This window comes from Deltaproteobacteria bacterium (assembly GCA_016875225.1).
GTDB lineage: Bacteria > Myxococcota_A > UBA9160 > SZUA-336 > SZUA-336 > VGRW01.
Genome location: VGRW01000065.1, coordinates 1 through 20104, shown reverse-complemented (window position 1 = coordinate 20104; position 20104 = coordinate 1). Strand labels below are relative to the sequence as shown.

Annotated in this window: 19 protein-coding genes and 2 tRNA genes; 10 read left to right on the top strand and 11 right to left on the bottom strand. The window is 71.1% G+C overall.

The window, feature by feature from the left end; genetic code table 11:
• The 3 genes from FJ108_14045 to FJ108_14035 form a co-directional block, all read left to right on the top strand.
• A partial coding sequence (locus tag FJ108_14045; protein MBM4337007.1) for a DUF1998 domain-containing protein occupies positions 1-975 on the top strand: 975 nt, incomplete at its 5' end.
• 13 nt (positions 976-988) lie between these two features.
• Positions 989-2914 carry an ABC-F family ATP-binding cassette domain-containing protein gene (locus FJ108_14040; protein ID MBM4337006.1) on the top strand — a complete coding sequence of 642 codons (1926 nt, stop codon included), beginning with the start codon at positions 989-991 and terminating at the stop codon, positions 2912-2914.
• A 68-nt stretch (positions 2915-2982) separates the two neighbouring features.
• Positions 2983-3066, top strand: a tRNA-Leu gene (locus FJ108_14035).
• A 202-nt stretch (positions 3067-3268) separates the two neighbouring features.
• On the opposite strand, the gene FJ108_14030 is transcribed toward FJ108_14035, so the two are convergent.
• The 5 genes from FJ108_14030 to acpS are packed head-to-tail and all read right to left on the bottom strand — an operon-like array spanning position 3269 to position 8921.
• Positions 3269-4483, bottom strand: a complete 1215-nt coding sequence (locus tag FJ108_14030) for a glycosyl transferase (protein MBM4337005.1) — start codon at positions 4481-4483, stop codon at positions 3269-3271.
• A 43-nt stretch (positions 4484-4526) separates the two neighbouring features.
• A complete protein-coding gene (locus FJ108_14025; GenBank protein MBM4337004.1) occupies positions 4527-4961 on the bottom strand; it encodes a PilZ domain-containing protein in 435 nt (144 codons plus the stop codon).
• On the bottom strand, positions 4958-6007 hold the full coding sequence (locus FJ108_14020) for a hypothetical protein (GenBank protein MBM4337003.1): 1050 nt from the start codon (positions 6005-6007) through the stop codon (positions 4958-4960). The genes FJ108_14025 and FJ108_14020 overlap by 4 nt, the downstream gene beginning before the upstream one ends.
• On the bottom strand, positions 6004-8550 hold the full coding sequence (locus tag FJ108_14015) for a penicillin acylase family protein (GenBank protein MBM4337002.1): 2547 nt from the start codon (positions 8548-8550) through the stop codon (positions 6004-6006). Before FJ108_14015 ends, FJ108_14020 begins: the two co-directional genes overlap by 4 nt.
• Positions 8370-8921 carry a holo-[acyl-carrier-protein] synthase gene (gene acpS, locus FJ108_14010; GenBank protein ID MBM4337001.1) on the bottom strand — a complete coding sequence of 184 codons (552 nt, stop codon included), beginning with the start codon at positions 8919-8921 and terminating at the stop codon, positions 8370-8372. Before acpS ends, FJ108_14015 begins: the two co-directional genes overlap by 181 nt.
• Here acpS and gap point away from each other — a divergent pair.
• From gap to FJ108_13985, 5 genes are all read left to right on the top strand, one after another.
• Positions 8878-9888, top strand: a complete 1011-nt coding sequence (gap, locus tag FJ108_14005) for a type I glyceraldehyde-3-phosphate dehydrogenase (GenBank protein MBM4337000.1) — start codon at positions 8878-8880, stop codon at positions 9886-9888. The two genes, acpS and gap, sit on opposite strands and share 44 nt — an antisense overlap.
• An 8-nt stretch (positions 9889-9896) precedes the next feature.
• Positions 9897-11048 (top strand): phosphoglycerate kinase, encoded by a 1152-nt coding sequence (locus tag FJ108_14000; protein ID MBM4336999.1) that lies wholly within the window; start codon positions 9897-9899, stop codon positions 11046-11048.
• Positions 11045-11818, top strand: coding sequence for a triose-phosphate isomerase (locus FJ108_13995; protein MBM4336998.1), 774 nt, complete (start codon positions 11045-11047; stop codon positions 11816-11818). Before FJ108_14000 ends, FJ108_13995 begins: the two co-directional genes overlap by 4 nt.
• Positions 11815-12246, top strand: coding sequence for a preprotein translocase subunit SecG (secG, locus tag FJ108_13990; GenBank protein MBM4336997.1), 432 nt, complete (start codon positions 11815-11817; stop codon positions 12244-12246). Before FJ108_13995 ends, secG begins: the two co-directional genes overlap by 4 nt.
• Before the next feature lie 43 nt (positions 12247-12289).
• A tRNA-Leu gene (locus FJ108_13985) sits at positions 12290-12376 on the top strand.
• A gap of 360 nt (positions 12377-12736) precedes the next feature.
• Here FJ108_13985 and FJ108_13980 read toward each other — a convergent pair.
• The 4 genes from FJ108_13980 to FJ108_13965 all read right to left on the bottom strand — a co-directional run bounded on the left by FJ108_13980 (position 12737) and on the right by FJ108_13965 (position 17606).
• Positions 12737-13675: a thiamine pyrophosphate-binding protein gene (locus tag FJ108_13980; protein MBM4336996.1), complete on the bottom strand. Its 939-nt coding sequence runs from the start codon at positions 13673-13675 to the stop codon at positions 12737-12739.
• A 13-nt stretch (positions 13676-13688) separates the two neighbouring features.
• Complete coding sequence (locus FJ108_13975) at positions 13689-15386, bottom strand: amidohydrolase family protein (GenBank protein MBM4336995.1); 1698 nt, start codon at positions 15384-15386, stop codon at positions 13689-13691.
• A gap of 22 nt (positions 15387-15408) precedes the next feature.
• Entirely contained in the window at positions 15409-16194 is a 786-nt protein-coding gene (locus FJ108_13970) for a hypothetical protein (protein ID MBM4336994.1), read from the bottom strand.
• Positions 16195-16742: 548 nt separating this feature from the next.
• Positions 16743-17606, bottom strand: coding sequence for an oxaloacetate decarboxylase (locus FJ108_13965; protein MBM4336993.1), 864 nt, complete (start codon positions 17604-17606; stop codon positions 16743-16745).
• A 96-nt stretch (positions 17607-17702) separates the two neighbouring features.
• Here FJ108_13965 and FJ108_13960 point away from each other — a divergent pair, with 96 nt between their 5' ends.
• The gene (locus tag FJ108_13960; protein ID MBM4336992.1) at positions 17703-18083 is read left to right on the top strand and encodes a hypothetical protein; all 381 of its coding nucleotides are present in this window, start codon (positions 17703-17705) and stop codon (positions 18081-18083) included.
• A 158-nt stretch (positions 18084-18241) separates the two neighbouring features.
• Here FJ108_13960 and FJ108_13955 read toward each other — a convergent pair whose 3' ends face one another.
• On the bottom strand, positions 18242-18448 hold the full coding sequence (locus FJ108_13955) for a hypothetical protein (GenBank protein MBM4336991.1): 207 nt from the start codon (positions 18446-18448) through the stop codon (positions 18242-18244).
• Between the two features lie 42 nt (positions 18449-18490).
• Here FJ108_13955 and FJ108_13950 point away from each other — a divergent pair, with 42 nt between their 5' ends.
• Positions 18491-19735 (top strand): IS256 family transposase, encoded by a 1245-nt coding sequence (locus FJ108_13950; GenBank protein MBM4336990.1) that lies wholly within the window; start codon positions 18491-18493, stop codon positions 19733-19735.
• On the opposite strand, the gene FJ108_13945 is transcribed toward FJ108_13950, so the two are convergent.
• Positions 19683-20039 carry a hypothetical protein gene (locus tag FJ108_13945; protein ID MBM4336989.1) on the bottom strand — a complete coding sequence of 119 codons (357 nt, stop codon included), beginning with the start codon at positions 20037-20039 and terminating at the stop codon, positions 19683-19685. The genes FJ108_13950 and FJ108_13945 overlap by 53 nt on opposite strands.
• Positions 20040-20104 lie beyond the last annotated feature (65 nt).

Here is a 20104-nt window from a genome sequence, read left to right as displayed (position 1 = left end):
GGGGCGTCGCTCGCGCTGTTTCCGCTCTTCGCGCTCTGCGACCGCTTCGACGCCGCGGGGATCTCGATCCCGCGCCACCCCCAGGTTCGCGGCCCCGCGATCTTCCTGTACGACTCGCACCCGGGCGGGATCGGGATCGCGCGCGCGATCTTTCCGCGCGTGGAGGAGCTGATCTCGCTGGCCGGGCAGATCGCCTCCGAGTGCCCCTGCGTCGACGGCTGCCCCTCGTGCATCCACTCGCCGCGCTGCGGCGCGGGGAACCGGCCGCTCGACAAGACCGCGGTGATCCGCACCGTCGACCTCGCGCTCGCGCGCGAGACGCTGGCGGCGGGCGCGGTCGAGCTCGAGGAGCCCGACCTCGAGCCGCCGGACTCGCTCGAGCTCGCGCCCCCACCGCGGCTTGCGCCGCTGATCTTCGACGTCGAGACGCAGCGCTCCGCGGCGGAGGTCGGCGGCTGGGGCAACACGCACCTGATGCGGCTCGCGCTCGCGGTGGTCTTCGACGCCGCGACCGGCGAGTTCGAGACCTACACCGAGGAGCGTGCCGAGGCGCTGATCGAGCGGCTCTTTCGCGCGCCGGCGGTGGTCGGATTCAACAGCCGCCGCTTCGACTACGGGGTGCTGCGCGCCTACACGACGCGCGATCTGTCGCAGCTTGCGACCTTCGACCTGCTCGAGGAGATCCACCGCAAGCTCGGCTACCGGCTCTCGCTCGACCACCTCGCCATGCACACGCTCGGGCGCGGCAAGAGCGGCGACGGGATGCAGTCCCTGGTCTGGTGGAAGGAGGGCCGGATCGATCTGATCGAGGCGTACTGCCGCAAGGACGTCGAGCTCGTGCGCGATCTGCTCGAGTTCGCAGCGCGCGAGGGCCACGTGCTCTTCGAGCGCAAGAGCGGCGAGCGCGTGAAGCTGCCGGTCGAGTGGGACGAGGCGACGATCCTGTCGCGGGCGAGCGCCGAGTCGCCCCGCTAGCCTCCCGTCCGCTGTGCTCCGGTTGGAAGACGCCTCCAAGTCGTTTGGCGGACGCGCGCTCTTCGAAGGGGCGTCGCTGCACGTCCGCCCCGACGACCGCGTGGGGCTGGTCGGTCGCAACGGCGCGGGCAAGACCACGCTTCTGCGCATGCTCGCCGGGCTCGACGCGCCCGACACCGGAACGCGGGTGCTGCGCCGCGGCGCGCGCGTCGGCTATCTGCGCCAGGAGGTGAGCGCGGTCTCGGACCGCACCGTCCTCGCCGAGGCGGAGACCGCCCTCGAGCCGCTGCGCGCGCTCGAGCGACGCATGCGCGAGATGGAGGAGGAGATCGCGCGCGACCACGAGCACGTTCCCGACGAGCTCGCCTCGCGCTACGACGAGCTGCGCCACGAGTTCGAGCGCGCCGGCGGCTTCTCCGCCGACGCCGAGCTTCGCGCGACGCTGGTCGGGCTCGGGCTGGGACCCGAGAAGTGGGAGCAGCCGCTCGCCAAGCTTTCGGGCGGCTGGCTGATGCGCGTCGAGCTCGCCAAGCTTCTGATCGCGCGGCCCGAGATCCTGCTCCTCGACGAGCCCACCAACCACCTCGACCTGCCCTCGATCCGCTGGTTCGAGGGAATGCTCGCCGCCTATCCGGGGTCGGTCGTCGTCGTCTCGCACGACCGGGTCTTCCTGGACCGGCACTGCAATCGGATCGCGGAGCTCTCCGCGCCGCGACTCACCTCGTACCGCGGCAACTACTCCGCCTACGTGGAGCAGCGCGCGCTGCGGCTCGACGAGGCCGAGGCGCGCCGGCGCAACCTCGAGCGCGAGATCGCCGAGAAGGAGCGCTTCGTCACGCGCTTCAAGGCGAAGGCCAGCAAGGCCAGCCAGGCGCAGAGCCGCGTGAAGCAGATCGAGAAGCTTCGCGCCGAGCGCGAGCTGCTGCCGAGCGAGGCGCAGGAGCGCAGCATGCGCGTGCGCTTCAAGACCTCGCTGCGCTCCGGCGAGACCGTGCTGCGGCTGGAGCGCGCGGCGAAGGCGTACGGCGACAAGGTCGTGTACCGCGCGCTCGACTTCGAGCTGCGCCGCGGCGAGCGCGTGGCGCTCGTCGGACCCAACGGCGCGGGCAAGTCGACGCTGCTCCGGCTGGCGGCCGGCGCGTTTCCGCCGGATGCCGGCGCGCGCGAGCTCGGACACAACGTGCGCGCGGGCTTCTACGCGCAGCACCAGGTCGACGCGCTGGATCCGCGCCGCACCGTGCTCGCGGAGCTCGAATCGGACGCCGCGATCGACGACGTCCCGCGCCTGCGCGGGATCCTCGGCGCGTTCCTGTTCTCGGGCGACGACGTCGACAAGCGCGTCTCCGTGCTCTCGGGCGGCGAGAAGGCGCGGCTCGCCCTGGCCAAGCTCCTGCTCGCGAGCGCGAACTTCCTGGTGCTCGACGAGCCCACCAATCACCTCGACATGGAGGCCCGCGACGTGCTCACCGCGGCGCTGGCCGGCTACGAGGGGACGCTGCTCTTCGTGAGCCACGACCGCCGCTTCATCAACGCCCTCGCGACCCGCGTGGTCGAGGTCACGCCGGGCGAGACGGAGGCCTGCGTCCGCGCGTTCCTGGGCAACTACGATTTCTACGAGTCGACGCTGGCGCGCGAGGCCGCCGAGCGCGCGCCGAAGCCGGCCGCGAAGGCGAAGCCGGCGCCGACCGCGAAGCCCGCCGTGGATCGCAGCCGCGAGAAGCGCCAGCGCAAGCTCCGCGAGCAGAGCGCGGCGCTCGAGCAGAAGATCGAGGCGTCCGAGACGGAGCTGCGACGGCTGGACTGGTTGGCCTCCGAGCCGTCCACCGCCCGCGACGGAGAGCGAATGCGAACGCTCGCGCTCGAGCGCCGGACCCTGAGCGAGGCGATCGCCGCGCTCTACGCCGAGTGGGAGACCGTGACGCGCCAGCTCGACGACTGAAGTCCGCTTGGCAGCGTCCCGGGGCCTCCGCTAGGATCGCGCCCGTTCCGGGTCGATGCGACCACCGCGCCCAGGTGGTGAAATTGGTAGACACGCGAGGTTCAGGGCCTCGTGTCCGCAAGGACGTGCTGGTTCGAGTCCAGTCCTGGGCATCTTTGGTCTGACCTTGTCGACTACCCTCGGCTTCGCCTCGCTGCGCGCGCCGCTGCGCGGCGCTTGCGGGCCGGACCGCGGGCGGCCGCGGATCCGGCCCTTCGCTTCGTTCGGCGACGGCGGAGCGCGCGGCCGCCCGCGCGCGGAGCCGCAAGCGCCGCAGGCGCGCGCAGCGAGGCGAAGCCGAGCGTAGTCAATCGGTCAGAGGCGTCTGTCCAGCTCCACGGCGTAGCGCAGGTCGGAGAGGAACTCGGGAATCGCGGCGCTCACGCGGTGCCAGTTCGGGATCAGCGGCGAGCGCATCGGGTCGCGCACGAAGGCGAGCCCGGCGGCGCGCAGACCCGCGGTGAAGGTCTCGACGACGAGCTCCTCCGCGTGCGGATCGAAGTGCAGCCCGTTGATGCGCGAGTCGTCGGAGTAGGCGCTGATCGTGTCCTGCGCCTGGCGGAGGTACGCGGAGCAGAGCGTGTTGAGGAACCCGGCGTCGAACTGCACGCCGACGCTCGCGAGGTTCCGGAACAGCGATGTCGCGATGTCGATCACCATCCGGTGCAGCCCGCGCGTCGGATCGAGCGGCGAGAGCTCCTGGTGCTTGTGGTCGTAGTTGTCGCAGAGCTCCACCTGGCAGATCCGCTGCGACGACGCGTTGCGGAACACCTCGGCGAGCAGGCCGACCTCGAGACCCCAATCGCTCGGGATCCGGACCTGGCGCGCGAGCGTGGTCTTCATCGAGAACTCGCCTGCGAGCGGGTAGCGGAAGCCGTGCACGAACTCGATCAGCGGCAGCTCGCGGCCCAGCGTGCGCTTCAAGGAAAGGATCAGAGGTGTGACGAAGAGCCGCGTCACGCGGCCGTGCAGGCGATCGGTGGCGCGGCCGTAGTAGCCCTTGCAGTAGTCGTAATCGAGGTGCGGGCTCAGCACCGGGTAGCAGAGCCGCGCCAGGAACTCGCGGTCGTAGGTCAGCACGTCGCAGTCGTGGAACGCCAGCGCGTCGACGTCGCCGAGCGCGAGCGCCGCCCCCGCGCCGAGCCAGACCGCGCGCCCCTTTCCGTCGGGGCCGGGCTCGAGACCGCTCGCGCGCTGCCGCTCGAGCAGCTCGCCCACGGTCGGACCGCTGCCCCAGACGCAGACCACCTCGGGCAGCGGGCGGAAGAACTCGCGCACGCGCTTGAACTCCTCGGCCTGCGTGGTGCCCGAGACCGAGACGATGATCCGGTGCAGGTAGGAGACCTCGCGCAGAACCTCGAGGATGCCGCGCAAGCCCGAGCCGTCGATCTCCGTGTGCAGGCACGGCAGCACCAGCGCCATCGGCCGCTCGCGCGCGTAGTGCTTGAGCTCGGCCTCGATCCGGCCGAGCGACGAAGCGCCCAGGCGGTGCAGGGTCGTGATGACGCCGTTCTGGTAGAAGTCGCTCATTCCGGGGGCCCGAGCTTAGCTGCAAAGCCCCCCGAATGGGAACCTAGACCTCGTAGGCCTCCGGCAGGCTCGCGGACAGGAAGCGCAGCGTGTCGGGGTCGACCTCGGTGAAGCTCAGCGCGACCTCCTGCGTGAAGCCGTCGAGCTCGGTCACGCGCACCAGTCGTCCGACGACGGAGACGGTTCGCTCGCCGATCGTCAGCAGCACGCGGAGCACCTCGCCGAGCTCGACCTCGAGACCGACGCACCGGAAGCGGATGCCGCCGATCGAGACGTCGAGCGCGTGGGCCAGCGCCCCGCGCGAATCCACCCGGGAGATCGCGACCAGCGACTCGGTGTGGACGCGCGGATACTTGCGGCGGTCGAACGTGTTGTCTTTGTCCAACGGGCCCTCTCGCCTACCGTTTCGGACGGCAGGCGGGGGCTCCTGAAGCCGCAGTTGCCGGTCGCCGTGCGAAGCAGGACGAGCGCCTGTCAGAAGAGTCGCAGCTGGCGCCCCTCGGTGCCCGGTGTCAGGCGCTCCAGCCCCGCGACCGCGAGACGCAGTCGGCGGATCGCTCGCGCACCTGCGTGGGTGCGCGCGAGCAGGGCCACGGCCGCGTCCGCGAGCTCGCGCGGCTCCCCGGTCGGCCCGTCGAGCGCCAGCGTCCGCGAGGCGCGAGTGCCGTCCAGGTACGAGACGACCAGCGTGACCGAGCCGGCCGCGCGTCGCTCCCGCGCCAACGTCGCGGCCAGGCGCTCGGCGAGCTGCGCGAGCGATTCGGAGATCGCGCGCAGGTCGGTGCTCGGGCCGAGAAGCGTCTGCTCCTGGCTGAGCGTGCGCGAGCGCGGCTTGGGCGCGAGCCGGCCGCGATCCGCTCCGCGCGCGTATTCCAGGATCGCCGCCGCGCGCGCGCCGGTGAGCTCGGCGAGCCGGGCGGGATCGAGCGCGCGCAGCTCGGCGATCGTGCGCACCCCGTGCTCCGCGAGCCTCTGCGCGGTCGCGGGACCGAGCCCCCAGATCTCGTCCACCGGGAACGGGCCGAGGAAGTCCTCGACCTCCGCCTCGTTCACGCGCCGGATTCCGCCCGGTCCGGCGTGCCGCGCGGCCAGCACCGCGACGAATCGCGTCGGCGCGATTCCTGCCACGGCGGGAAGTCCGAACTCCGCTTGCAGGCGCACGCAGAGCTCCGCGGCGTGGGCGAGACCATCCGCGGGGGAAGCGAGCTCGAGGAATGTTCCGTCGAGCCCGAGCTCCTCGAGCCGTTCGCAGTCCGCGCGCAGAAGCTCGCGAAGCTCCGCGACGCGCTCCCGGTAGTGTTTGAGGCGCGTCCGGCGCAGGATCGCGTCACGACAGAGCTCGAGCGCGCGGCGCATCTCCATGCCCTCTTCCACGCCGCGCGCACGCGCCTCGCGGCTCGCGCCAGTCACGCTGCCGCGCTTGGCGGGATCTCCGCCGACGATCACGGGGCGGCCGCGCAGCGCTGGATCGTCCGCCTGTTCGACGGCCGCGTACAGCCCTGGCACGAGGATGAAGACGATCATGGCTCTGCGGGATGCAGCTCCCAGGTTCCCTTCTGGTGGTAGGAGACGTCGCTCGCGTGCATCCAGAGCGGTCGCGGGCGCCCCCCGAGCCAATCGTCGAGCGCGTCCGCGTAGTGCGCCGAGCCGGGGTGTCCCGACTGGCCGCCCGCGAGGCCGAAGAGCGCGTGGTCCGGATCGCCGAGATCGACCGCGTAGCGGAACGCCGGGCCGAGTGCGACGGACGGATCGCCGAGCCCTGCGCTGAACATCGTCCAGGCCGAGTCGGGATCGCCCGGCGCGGCGAACGCCGCGGACCCCAGACGCCGCCCCACCCAGCCCAGCGTGCCCGAGCCGAGCCGCTCGAACGCGTGCTCGAGGCGGACCTCGTGCACCGCTCCCCAGCTCCAACGCTTCGGATTGGCCGACACGCGCGTGCGCATGAAGCTCCAGGTCTCGTCGAGCGCGGTGTCGATCGAGCTCGCCAGCTTCTCCCGACCCACGCGATCGAGCGCGCGCGCGAGCGCGACTCCAGGCGCGGGTTCGGCTTGCGCAAGCAGCGCCCGCGATCCCTTCGAGAGCGAGAGCCCTTCGAGAAGCTTGCCCGCCAGCCGCTGCCGGAACACGTGGTACAGCGAAGCTCCGACCGAGTCGGTCGCGGTCGAGCCGTCCCACTCGAGCAGAAGCGTGCGAACCCGCTGCGCGGCCGACGACGCTGGCGCCGCGTGCTCGAGCAGGAGCTTCACCGTGGCGGGGCCGCGACGCGAGACGGTGTCGCGCTGGATCGCGACCAGACCCTCGACGTCGAGCGCTCCCGGTCGGGCGAGCAGCTCGCGCACGCGCTCCGCGGCGCCCTGATTGCTCCAGAGCCAGGTGATCGGCGTCCGGAAGCTCGCGGCCTCGGGATGCGGAGAGACCACCTGCACGGGCAGACTCGCGCCGTAGCTCGAAGGCAGCGAGTCGAAGTCCGCCGTGCCGCGCCAGTCGTAGTACCGCGACGCGCCCGCGAGCGGGAGCAGACCGGTCTCGATCGCGCGGAGCGGCAGGTCCCCAGCGACCTGCGTGCCGGTCGCGCCACTCGCGTCGGCGTACAGGAACGTCGCCGCGGGAGCGCGCAGCTCGCGCAGCGCGGCGCGGAAGCAGCCCCAGTCGCCGCAGCGCTGCAGCCGGTAGAGCGCCTCGGCGCCGCTCCGCTCCGCCTGGCCGGTCCAGCGCAGCGCGAGCGAGTTCGCGCGCGGGGGGTCGGGAAACACGCTGCGCAGCAGCGGGCCGTGCTCGGTGACGACGATCGAGATCGGCTCCGGCGCCCGCCCTCTCACGGCGATCCGCTGGCTCTCGACCCGCGCCGACTGCCAGCGTCCCGCGCGCTCGTAGCGGGTCGGGTCGTTCGGGTCCAGCGCCTCCTCGAACAGATCCGACACCGAGGCGTGTAGAGCGACCTGCCCCCAGGCGATCTGTCGGTTCGTGCCGGTGAAGAAGATCGGCAGTCCCGGCCAGGTCGCGCCCGAGAGCTCGAAGCGTCCCGCGCGAAGGTGCGCCAGGTAGAAGACGGGGGGCGAGGAGAAGCCGACGTGCGGATCGTTGGCGAGCAGCGGCTTGCCACTTCGCGAGCGCGCGGCCGGCACCAGAACCCCCAGGCTTCCCGAGGCGCCGCCCAGCCCGCTCGTCCGCGCCAATGCGTCGGACACGCGGCCCAGCGAGAGCAGGCCCGCGAACGGATCGTGCGAGCCGTCGCTCGGCCGCACCGGGAAGAAGTCGCGCGAGGGCACGCCGCCGATCTCGGCGACCAGGCGGTCGAGAAGCAGGCTCGCGGAGATCGATCGGCCCAGATTCCAGGCGCGGAGCCGCAAGATCGCGAGCGAGTCCTCGGGCGTCCACGGCTCCGGCTCGATCTCGAGCCAGCGCAGCTCGAACGGGCGCGTGGCGTGATTCGCCGCGATCTCGGCCAGCCACGCGTTCACCCCGGCCGCGTAGGCCTCCAGACCCGCGCGCGCCTCGCGGCCGAGCTGGGGCCGCTCCCGGGCCGCGGCCGCGGAGAAGCCGAGCGTTCGCGCCAGGCGATCCTGAGCGAGCGCGCCCTCGCCGAAGAGCTCCGCGAGCCGACCGTGCGCGCTGCGCCGCGCGAGCTCCATCTGCCAGAGCCGGTCCTGCGCGTGCGCGAAGCCGAGCGCGAAGCAGGCGTCGGCGAGCGTCTCGGCCTCGACGTGGGGCACCCCGAACGGATCGCGCACGACGCGGGCGTTCGCGTCGAGCCCGCGCACCGAGAGCGCGCCGCGAGCCGGCGGGCCGGGATCGCGACCGACCAGCAACAGCACCGCGACGAGCCCCACCGTCGCGACCAGAAGCGCGACCCCCGCGACGAGCACGGCTCCGTTCAGGATTCGCCTCACGGGCGCTCCGGGCCCCTGGAGCCCTCGAGCACGATCTGCGCGAACGCGTGCGTGCGCGTGTAGGACGCACCGACCCAGGCGCGCGAGAGACCGCGCTGGTTTGCGATCTCGAGCGCGCGACCGAGAATCGCGACCTCGAGTCCGTGCGCGGTCTCGCGCGTCTCGAAGTCCCGCCACGCCACACCGCGCCGCCAGCCGGTACCGATCGCCTTCATCCCCGCCTCCTTGACGGCAAAGCGCAGCGCGAAATGTGCGGCCGAGCGCACGCGGCGGGCGCAGTCTTCGATCTCGCGCTCGGTGAACACGCGCGTTCGCAGACGCTCTCCGCGCCGGACGAGCGCGCGCTCGACGCGCGCGATTTCGACCACGTCGATGCCGCCTCCGATGATCACGCAGGACCTTGCGCAAACCGGGACATCCGCGCGTAAGCTAGCGGATTCACTTCGATTGACGCTGTCGGGAGCCGCCGTTATTCTGCGCGCCGGTCGAGCGGAGGAGGACGAGATGGCAGCGCGTGCGCGGGTGGGCATCAACGGGTTCGGACGCATCGGACGCTGCGCGCTGCGCGCGGGTCTCGCGGAGTCGGCGCTGGAGTTCGTGGCGGTGAACGACCTCACCGACGCCAAGACGCTCGGCCACCTGCTGAAGTACGACTCCGTGCACGGTCGGCTCGGCGAGCGCGTCGAGGTCGCCGACAAGTCGATCCGGATCGGCGATCGCGAGCTCAAAGTGATCGCCGAACGCGATCCCGCGAAGCTGCCGTGGAAGGAGCTCGGCGTCGACATCGTGATCGAGTCGACGGGGCTCTTCACCAAGCGCGCCGACGCCGCGAAGCATCTTTCCGCCGGGGCGAAGAAGGTGATCATCAGCGCACCCGCGACCGAGCCCGACGTCACGATCGCGCTGGGCGTGAACGAGCAGGTCTACCAGCCCGGCGCCCACCACGTGATCTCGAACGCGTCGTGCACCACGAACTGCCTCGCGCCGGTGGCGAAGATCCTGCACCAGGAGTTCGGCGTCCGGCGCGGCTGGATGACGACGATCCACGCGTACACCAACGACCAGCAGATCCTCGACCTGCCCCACTCCGATCTGCGCCGCGCGCGCGCGGCGGCGGTCTCGATGATCCCGACCTCGACCGGCGCGGCCAAGGCGGTGGGACTCGTTCTGCCAGAGCTCGCCGGCAAGCTCGACGGCATCTCGATCCGCGTCCCGACGCCCGACGTCTCGGTCGTGGACCTGGTCGCCGAGCTCGATCGCACCGCCAGCGTCGAGCAGATCAACGAGGCGTTCAAGAAGGCGGCCGAGGGCCCCATGAAAGGGATCCTGGCGATTTCGTACGAGCCGCTGGTCTCGATCGACTTCCTGGACGATCCGCACTCGGCGATCGTCGACGCGCAGAACACCAAGGTCCTCGGCGGAAACCTGGTGAAGGTGCTCGCCTGGTACGACAACGAGTGGGGCTACGCGAGGCGCGTCGTCGACCTCGCGCGCATGGTCGCCGCGAAGCTGTGAGCGCCGGGATCCGCCTGCCCTCGGTCGCGGATCTCGAGCTCCGCGGCAAGCGGGTCTTCATCCGCGCGGACCTGAACGTGCCGCTCGCCGGCGGCCAGGTCGCCGACGCGTCGCGAATCGACGCCTCGCGCGAGACGCTCGACTTCGTGCGCTCGCGCGGCGGGCGCGTCGTGCTCGCCTCGCACCTGGGCCGGCCCAAGGCCGCGCCCGAAGCGAAGTACTCGCTAGCGCCGGTCGCCCGCCACATGGGTCTGCCGCTCGCCTCGGACTGCGTCGGCGCGGAGGTCGAGGAACGCGTCGCGCGGCTCCGCGACGGCGACGCGATCCTGCTCGAGAACCTGCGCTTCCACGCCGGCGAGGAGAAGAACGACCCGGCCTTCGTCGCCAAGCTCGCACGGCTCTGCGACGTGTACGTGAACGACGCCTTCGGGACCGCTCACCGCGCGCACGCCTCGACCGAGGGGCTCGCGCACGCGTGCAGCCAGTCGGCGGCCGGGTTCCTGCTGCTTCGCGAGGTCGAGGCGCTCTCGCGCGTGCGCGATCAGCCCGAGCATCCGTACGTGTGCATCCTCGGCGGCGCGAAGGTCTCCGACAAGCTGCGCGTGCTCGAACAGCTCGCTCGTCGCGCGGACTCGATCGCGATCGGCGGCGCGATGGCCTACACGTTCCTGCTCGCGCGCGATGAGCCGATCGGACGCTCGCTGGTCGAGCGCGACCTGATCGAGACCGCAAGCAAGCTGCTCTCCGGAAGCACGGAGATCCTTCTGCCCGTGGACCACGTCGTGGCTTCGAGCATCGACGACACCGCGGGCGCGCGAACGGTGGACCGCATCCCCGACGACGCGATGGCGCTCGACATCGGGCCGCGCTCGCGCGAGGCAATCGCGAAGCGCCTCGCTTCGGCGAAGACCGTGTTCTGGAACGGGCCGCTCGGCCTGTTCGAGAAGCCGCCGTTCGACGCGGGCACGCGCGCCGTCGCGGAGCTGCTCGCGCGAAGCCCCGCCTATACCGTCGTGGGCGGCGGAGACTCGCTCGCCGCGGTGGCCGCGGCCGGTGTCGGCGCGCGGATCTCGCACCTCTCGACCGGAGGCGGCGCATCGCTCGAGTTCCTCGAGGGGAGCGCGCTCCCCGGTGTCGAGGCGCTCCGGAGGCACGCTTGAGAACCCCGTTCATCGCCGCGAACTGGAAGATGCACAAGACGATCGCCGAGTCGGTGGAGTTCGCGCGCGCGTTCGCGCCGCTCGTGCGCAGCGTGACCGACGTCGAGGTCGCGATCGCCCCGCCCTTCACCGCGCTCGCCGCGCTTCGCGACACGCTGGCCGAGAGCCGCGTCGCGCTCGCGGGCCAGAACGCGCACTTCGAGGCCAAGGGCGCTTTCACCGGCGAGATCTCGATTGCCATGCTCGCCGACGTCGGCTGCCGCTACGTGATCCTGGGCCACTCCGAACGCCGCGCGATCTTCGGCGAGACGGACGCGTTCGTCGCCAAGAAGCTCCGCGCGGTGCAGGCCGCCGGCCTGCGCCCGATCCTCTGCGTGGGCGAGTCGTTGGCCGAGCGAGAGTCCGGCCGCACCCTCGACGTTCTCCGCGCGCAGCTCGAGGGGTCGCTCGCCGAGGCCGACCCGGGGCTCGCGTCCGAGCTCGTGGTCGCCTACGAGCCGGTCTGGGCGATCGGCACGGGAAAGACCGCCACGCCCGAACTCGCGCAGCAGGCGCACGCCTTCGTCCGGGCGCGGCTCGCGGACCGCTTCGGCGCCGCGGCCGCGAGCGTGCGAATCCAGTACGGGGGCTCGGTGAAGCCCGACAACGCCGCCGAGCTGCTGTCCCAGCCGGACATCGACGGGGCGCTGGTCGGGGGCGCGAGCCTTGACCCGCAGAGCTTCTCTGCCATCATCCGCTTCCGCGAGCGCGGCACGGGAGTCTCCGGGTGACGATTCTTCTCTCGATCGTCTACATCGCCGTCTGCCTGTTCCTGATCATCGTGGTGCTTCTGCAGCACGGTAAGGGAGCAGACATCGGCGTATCGCTCGGCGCCGGCTCCAGCCAGACGGTCTTCGGAGCGCGCGGTGCAGGAAACTTCCTGACAAAGCTCACGACCGTGTCCGCGGTGCTCTTCATGGTGCTCGCCTTCGTGCTGGCACGCTTTGCCGCCGACACCAGCGCGGACGACCTGCTCGATGCCCCCGCGATCGAAGCGCCGGTCGCGCCCGAGACCGCGCCCGAGGCCGAATCGACCGCCCCGCCGAGCGAGCCGGGCGGCGCGCCGTCGGGCTTCGAGTCGATCGAGGTCCCCGCGTCACCGCCCGCCCCGGCGCCCGAGCCGGCGGCGCCCGAGGCGCCCGCCAAGCCTCCGAGTTGAAAGCGCGCCCGCGCGCTCCTATAAACGCGCAAGTGCTCCACCTGCCCAGGTGGTGAAATTGGTAGACACGCCAGGTTGAGGGCCTGGTCCCAGCAATGGGGTGCTGGTTCGAGTCCAGTCCTGGGCACCATCGGAATCGCTGCCGTCTCGGTCACTTGCGAGATCGCCGCCGAACGGCCCGTCGTCGTCGAAGTCGTAGCTGTGGGGCCCTGGGGGGACTCGACGAGCCGCGCGAGTAGATCCGCGGGTACTTCGCCCGCCTCGAGTTGCAGCGGCTCGCGGTACTCGCTGCCCCCCCCACCATCTCGCGTAGTGCCGCGCGGTGACGCCAATGTCGGCGTGCCCGAGCTGCTGCGCGATGTAGCCGAGCTGCAGAGAGAGATTCGCCGCGAAGTGCGCGAGCTAACCGTGCCAGCGCCGCCCCGCAAGCGAACGAGGAAGAAGCGATGAACCGGCATGCGAACGGAGGATAGGACAAACAAGCGCGATCCTAGCCCGGAGTTCCGGCAAGAGGCGTTCTGTAACATCCGTCGCCAGCGCGGAATCGGGCGCCCGAAGCGATGATCGGGCCTCTGAGCGGCATCTCTCCGATCTGCGTGCCGACCGCGAGCACCACGTCGGCCGTGCGCATCGCCTGGGCGCCGCCGGGGAAGTTCAGGTTGACGGCTTGCGCGTGGTCCTCCGCGACGACGCCGCGCGCTGCCGGTGTGCCCGTCACCAGCGCGCCCGCCCGCTCGGCGAGGGCGGCGAGCTCGGCGCTCGCGCCGGCGCGCTGCACGCCCTGCCCGGCGAGGATCAACGTGCGGCGCGCCTTGCCGAGCAGGTCGGCGGCGCGCGCCACGGCGTCGGGGTCGGGCGCCGCTGGCGGCGTGCGGTAGCGCTCGGGCAACGGGGTACCGACCGCTTCCTCCGCGACGCGCTGGCGCAGAATCTCGTCCGCGATCTCGAGGTAGACCGGCCCCGGCCGTCCGGTGAGCGCGCAGCGGAACGCCTCGCGCACGTACTCGGGGATGCGCCGCGCGTTCGGAACCTGACCAGCGAACTTCGTCACCGGACGGAACACCTCGATCTGCGGCGTGTACTGGAAGCGCCCGCGGCGGATCGCGAGGTGCGCGCGGTGGGTGCGCTGCGTCGCCACCACCACGACCGGCACACCCTCGATCCAGGCCGTGATGACGCCCGGAACGAGGTTCGCGACACCCGGGCCCATACCCGCCATGGCGACGGCCACTCCACCGGTCACCCGCGCCCAGCCGTCCGCCATGTGCACGTTCGCGCTCTCGTGGCGCCCGCCGACGATGCGCATTCCGGCCGCCGCCGCACTGCGGACCACCGGTGTGTAGGAGACGTCGGCGATGGCGAAGAGCACCTCGACCCCCTCGGCGCGGAGCCCGCGCACCAGGACCTCGCCGCCGTCGATCTCACCCATGGTGATTCCCCCTTCACCCGCGCGCGAACTCGCGCAGCACGCGCCCCGGACGTTCGCCCGTGTGTGCACCGCGCTCGGTGACCACGCGGCCGTTCACCAGCGTCGCGGCGTAGCCCTCCGACCGCACGCGCAGCCTCCCCTTCCCGTCCGGGAAGTCGCGTACGTACTCCGGGTAGCCGAAGCGCAGCCCCGCCGGGTCGAGCACGTTCACGTCGGCGTACGCGCCGGGCACGAGCGTGCCGCGGTCGACGAGCCCGAGGACCGCGGCGGGACGCGCGCTCAGCCGGTGGATCGCATCTTGGAGGGCCACGCTCCCGCGCTCGCGGCACCAGTACGCGAGGTAGTGCGTCTGCGCGTCGGCGTCGCAGATCTGCCCCGCGTGCGCGCCGGCGTCGCTGAGCCCCGGACAGACGCCGTCGAGCTGCAGGTACTCGGCGAGCGCCGGCGTGTTGCGGTTGTAGAACCACGCGTTGAACAGCTCGCGGCCTTCGCTGGCGAGCAGCCGGTCGACGAGCACCTCGACCGGGTGCACACCCGCGTCCGCCGCCAGCGCCGCGACCGAGCGCCCGTGCTCGATGCCGTAGTCGGGCGTGTCGCCGTTGCCGAGCGGGTAGACGTGTTGCGGGTCGAACCAGAGCCCCTTGCGCTGCCCCTCGGCGATCAGCTCGGCACGCGTCGCGGCGTCCCGCAGCGCCGCGAGACGCTCCGCCATCGTCGGCAGCGCCAGCAGCCGCGCCCAGTGCCGGCCCGCGACCGGCGACACCTGCGCGAGCCCGATCAGCATGCCGCTCGGCCGCGTCATCGCGATCGACGTGATGCGTCCGAACCGCGCGCGCGTGTCCTCGAGGAAGCGGCCGAAGAAGTCGAGCGCGGCCCGGTCGCCGCTCGTGGCCGGCGCGTTGCCGACGCCGCCCGAGTACAGCACGTCGCCGCAGCGCTCCGCCATGGCGTGCAGCAGACGGATCTCGTGCTCGAACTTGGTGTCGAAGTCGAGCACCGCCTGGAAGGGCCCGCCGCCCGCGTCGTTCATGCCGTCGGCGATCGCCAGGTACTCCTCGATCGGCGAGAACGTGCCCGGCACCTTGCGCCCGTCGGGCACGACGTGGCCGAGCAGCCGCGACGTCGAGTACCCGACGGCCCCGCCCGCGATCGACTCGGCCGCGATCTCGCGCATGCGCGCCATCTCGGCCGCGGTCGGCGCCTCGTCGGTGAGCGCGCGCTCGCGCATCACCTGCCAGCGCACCGCGCAGTGACCGACGAGGCCGACCACGTTGAGCGCCGGCGCCAGGCGCTGCACCGAGTCGAGGTACTGGGGGAAGGTCTCCCAGTCCCACGGCAGGCCTTCGAGAATGGCCTTGCGCGGGATGTCCTCGACGCTCTCCATCATCGACGCGAGGTACTCGCGGTCGCCCGGCAGGACCGGCGCGAACGTCACACCGCAGTTGCCCGTCACCACCGTCGTGACGCCGTGCCACGAGCTCGACGTCATGAAGGGGTCCCACGCCACCTGCGCGTCGAGGTGGGTGTGCAGGTCGACGAAGCCGGGCGTGACGACGAGCCCGGTCGCGTCGATCTCGCGCGCCGCGCTCCCGCCCGCGAGGTCCCCGATCGCCGAGATCCGATCGCCGTCGATCGCGACGTCGGCGCGGCGTCCGGGCGCACCGGTGCCGTCGATCACGGTTCCGTGGCGAATGATCAGGTCGTGCGGCACGCGTGTCCCTCCCTCGTTCGTCCTACTCGTCCAAGAAGATCGGGAACTCGTTGCTCGTCAAGCCGCCGACGTTCACGACCTGCAGGAGGTGCATCCCGGGCGTCGCGGTCCCGTCGAGGTCGATGCGGATCTCGACCCGCTCGTCGTCGCATCGGGGCAGCCGTCCGCCGCCAGCGCAGCCGACCGTTCCGTGGACGCGGCGTCCGTCGACGAGCACGCACGCGCCCGGCGCGACGTGCCGCCCGAACAGCTCCATCGGGTTCTCCGCCGGCAGGTGCGGCAAGCGGTGGAGGACCGCCCGGCCGGGCTGCGGCTCGGACCAGAGCAGCGGCTGCGGGTGCTCGAAGCCGACGTTCGGGCCGAGGCGCCCCGTGAACGTGACCACGAGCGCCCCGGACGCGGCCCGCTCGAGGAGCGCGCCGCGCGTCAGCGGCGCGGCCCGGCCACGGCGCGGAGCGTAGACGCCGCGCGCGAACACCAGCGTGACCGGCTCGGCCGTCCCGCCGTCGAAGCGCACGCCCTCGCCCGAGAGCTCGATCACGCCCTCCGCGGCGGCGCGCTCGAGGTCGGCGAGCCGTGCCTCGGTCTCCGCCCGTGACGCGCCCGCGGCTCGTGCGTCGATCGTCACCTGGCGCGCGAAGGCACCGCTGAATCCGGTGCCGCCCTCGAGGAACATCTGCCAGACCGCGAACGGACCGAAGCCGAAGTTGATGCGGTTGATCGCGGGGGTCGCCGGCGTGCCGAAGCCCATCGCCCACGACGCGAGCTCGTACCGCCATGGCGTCGCGCGCGTCCTCGTCGAGCTCACCCGGCAGACCGGCGTCGTTGCGGCCGCAGTCGTCGAGGTCGCACATCGTCGACGACAGGCTGCCGTCGATCAGGTCACGGAAGCAGTCGAGCTCCCCGCTGCACCGCGGCGGCACGCTCGCGACCGGCCCGCCGGCGACCTGCCCGTTCGTGCCGCCGTAGGGATCGCCCGGGACGCCGTCCCAGTGCAGCGGCAGCGTGTCGCGCAGGCCGCGGATCGGCATCGTCGAGCGTGGCTGGATCTGCGTGCAGCCCGGCGCGTCGCACTTCGGGCCACCGAGGATCCAGAGGATCAGCTGGTGTGCGTCCCTCGGAGGGATGAGCCGGTGCCCACTTTCACCTACGCCCCTGCCGGGCGAATGGGCCCGCGGTGCTCAGCCTTCTTCTTCCTCTCGTTTCCTCTCCGGTCGAGTCGCGCGACGTGCGCTCGCACAGCTGCCGAAATGAGACCGGCTCGGCGTGGGTCATGCTGTGCTCGACCTCGCGCATGGCAGGGCCGCCGGTGGTCGTCAGCTCGTGAGCCGTCATCGCCGACAATGAACGTGTCCCCTAGCGCGCCCGGTACTTCTCGTCATCGGCATAGCGTTCCTGGACACCGATGAAGTCGACGAACCGCGGGAAGTCCATCATCTGGTCGCGGACCGCATCGGTCGACGCGTGGGTGCGGATGTGCCGGTAGGTACGCTCGAGGGCGTGCGTGGCCGCGAACAGGCCCGACAGCACGAAGCCTACGCTGAAGAACCCGAACTGCTGGAGCTCTTCCACGGTGAAGAGCGGCGTGTCGCCGCCCTCGATGAGATTGATCGCGAGGGGCGGCGGAAGCTCCCTGCCGACCCGCATGATCTCCTCCTTCGTGCGTGGGCCCTCCACAAACAGCACCGTGGCCCCGGCGTCCTTGTACAGCTTGGCCCGACGGATCGCCTCGTCGAGGCCGTGGGTCATCACGGCGTCGGTCCGGGCGGTGATCACGAACGGCTTGTCGCCGCGCGCATCGACGGCGGCGCGGATCTTCGCCGCATGCTCCTCGGCGTCGATCACGTCCTTGCCGCGCATGTGGCCGCAACGCTTCGGCCAGGTCTGGTCTTCGAGGATCACACCGGAGGCGCCCATTCGGATCAGCTCGCGCACCATGCGCTGCACGTTGAGGGGCCCGCCGAAGCCGGTGTCACCGTCGACGACCAGTCCAATCGGCACCCGGTTCAGGATGCGCCGCGCGGTGTCGAGGATCTCGGTCTGGGTGAGCAAGCCGAAATCGGGCTCACCGAGGTAGCTGGCGGCGACACCGTAGCCCGTGAGGACGGCGAAGCCGAACCCGGCGCGGTGCGCCATGCGCGCGGAGAGGACGTCGTAGACGCCTGGTACCACGGCCACCTTGCCGGCCTGGACCAGCGGATGCACGGCTGCTTCGGTCATGCGCACGTTCTCCTTCGTGGGGCCCCGACGTTAGCACGCCGGCAGCCGGCCCTGCGCTTTGCTCTCCCGGCGTGGAGCCTGAGAGGATCGAGACCCATGAGCGACCTCCTGGAACTCGACGCCGTCGGACAGGCAGCCCTGGTGCGAAGCGGTGAGATCTCCGCCACCGAGCTGGTAGCGGCCGCCATCGCGCGCGCCGAGCGCGTCAACCCCACGCTCAACGCGATCGTCACGCCGGACTTCGACCGCGCCCGCGAGCTCGCGGATCCGCGCCAGCTCGACGTGACCGCGCCGCCGCTCCATCACGCCGCCGTAGCCCGGTCATCCAGCGGGTGGACAGCCCCCGGCGCGAACGATGGGATCGATCCGGTCGTCGTGTCGGCACTCGATTTTCAGAGCCGGGTGCCGGCTTTACCTACACTCCCCGTCGGGGGAACCTACGCCCCCGTCGAGGGGGATTGGAGTCACGAGAAGTAGCCGGTCACGTCGACTACGACGTGCGTAGATCCGGGCGCGCCGTTGTAGATATCGAACGATGCGGCGCCGTCCGTCGAGAGCGGCACGAAGCCGTTGTTGTTCGTGACCCCGCCGGGCCTGAAGTTCACGCTGCTGGCCACGGGGAGCAACAGCCCTTCCTAGATTTCCCGCATCGAGAGCGGCAGTGTCTTCGCCCACTGCCCGTACCGATCGCAGAATTGGCTGTACTGGTAGCCCTCGGGCTCGCCCTCCCGGTACTCCTGCCAGAGCAGCATGCGCGTGACGTGCTTGAGATATGACCGAATCCTGTGGATTCTGGAGGACGTGAAAAGGGCGGCGTACCCTTCCTTGTGAGTTCCAACCACAAGGCCCTCGGCGCCAACCGAGGGGGAAGGAGTACGCCACCCGTGCTGAGAGTAGTCGAGAAGAACGAAGAAGACGAGATCCCGAGCTTGGAAGCGATCGCGCGTGAGGGAGCGCGCCGGATGCTGACGGCGGCGCTGGAAGCCGAGGTCGCCGAGTACGTCGCGAGCCATCGGGACGACCGCGACGAGGACGGTCACGCCCTGGTCGTACGCAACGGGCACAAGCCTGCCCGGACGATCGTAACTGGTTCGGGAACGATCGAAGTCGAGGCGCCTCGGGTGAACGACAAGCGCGTGATCGAGGGCGAGCGCCAGCGATTCACGAGCAAAATTCTGCCGCCGTACATGCGGCGATCGCCGAAGATCGATGAGGTGCTGCCGATCCTGTACCTGCGCGGCCTGTCGACAGGAGACTTTCAGGAAGCGATCCCGGCGCTGCTGGGCGAGGATGCGGCGGGGCTCTCGGCGACGACGATTACGCGGCTGACGAACCAGTGGGAGGCCGAGCACGAGGCGTTTCGCAAGCGCGATCTCTCGGATCGGGAGTACGTGTACGTCTGGGTCGACGGGATCCACGTGAATGTCCGGCTCGAAGACGACCGCGTGTGTCTGCTGGTGATGATCGGCGCCCGTCCGGACGGGACGAAGGAGCTGATCGGCGTCGAAGACGGCTACCGGGAGAGCAAGGAGAGCTGGCAGACGATGCTCCGTGGTCTCAAGAATCGCGGTCTCGAAGCTCCAGTCGTCGCGGTCGGTGACGGCGCGCTCGGCTTCTGGGCTGCGGTGCGCGACGTCTGGCCCGAGACGCGAGAGCAATGCTGGGTGCATCGCCTCGTGAACGTGCTCGACAAGCTGCCCAAGCGCCTGCAGGGCCGCGCCAAGAAGGCGCTGCACGAGATCATGGATGCCGAGACCAAGGCCGACGCCGAACGCGCCGCCGATGAGTTCGAGGCCGAGTACGGAGCGAAGTACCCGAAGGCGGTCGCGTCGCTACGCCGGGACTTCGAGAAGCTGCTGACCTTCTTCGACTTCCCTGCTGAGCACTGGAAGCACCTTCGGACGACGAACATCATCGAGTCGCCGTTTGCGACGGTACGGCTGCGCCAGCGCGTGACGAAGGGGCCGGGATCGAGGGCGAAGGCGATCACCATGGCCTTCAAACTCCTGGAGATGGCTGGGCAGCGATGGCGACGGCTCAACGGGCCGGAGCTGCTCCCGCTCGTCGCTCACGGAGTCAAGTACCAAGACGGAGTTCAGATCGAGAACAAGGAAGCGCGCGCCGCCTGATCACGTCGCCGTCCACAGAATTTGACAATATCTCGACGTGCTTGCGCCGCAGCTCCCAGTGCACCTCCGCCCAGTCCGGCTCCGGACGCCGAGCCTTCGGGTGCCCCTCGTGCGGGAAGAGCAGGCGCTCCAGCGCCTCGTCGTCGTCCAGCTCCGGCGGCAGCGGCCACGAGAGCTGCGCCGCCGCGATCCGGCCCACGTAGTCGCTCGCCGTACTCCGCGCCAGGTTGCACGACTGCGCGATCTCGCGCACCGACGCGCCGAGATCGAGCTTCAGTCGCAGGATTTCTCTGAGTTTCCGCATGGGTAGCCTCGTCCGCGCCATCTCCACCTCCTGGTGGACAATGGCCCGCCGCTACCCAGCGTTCA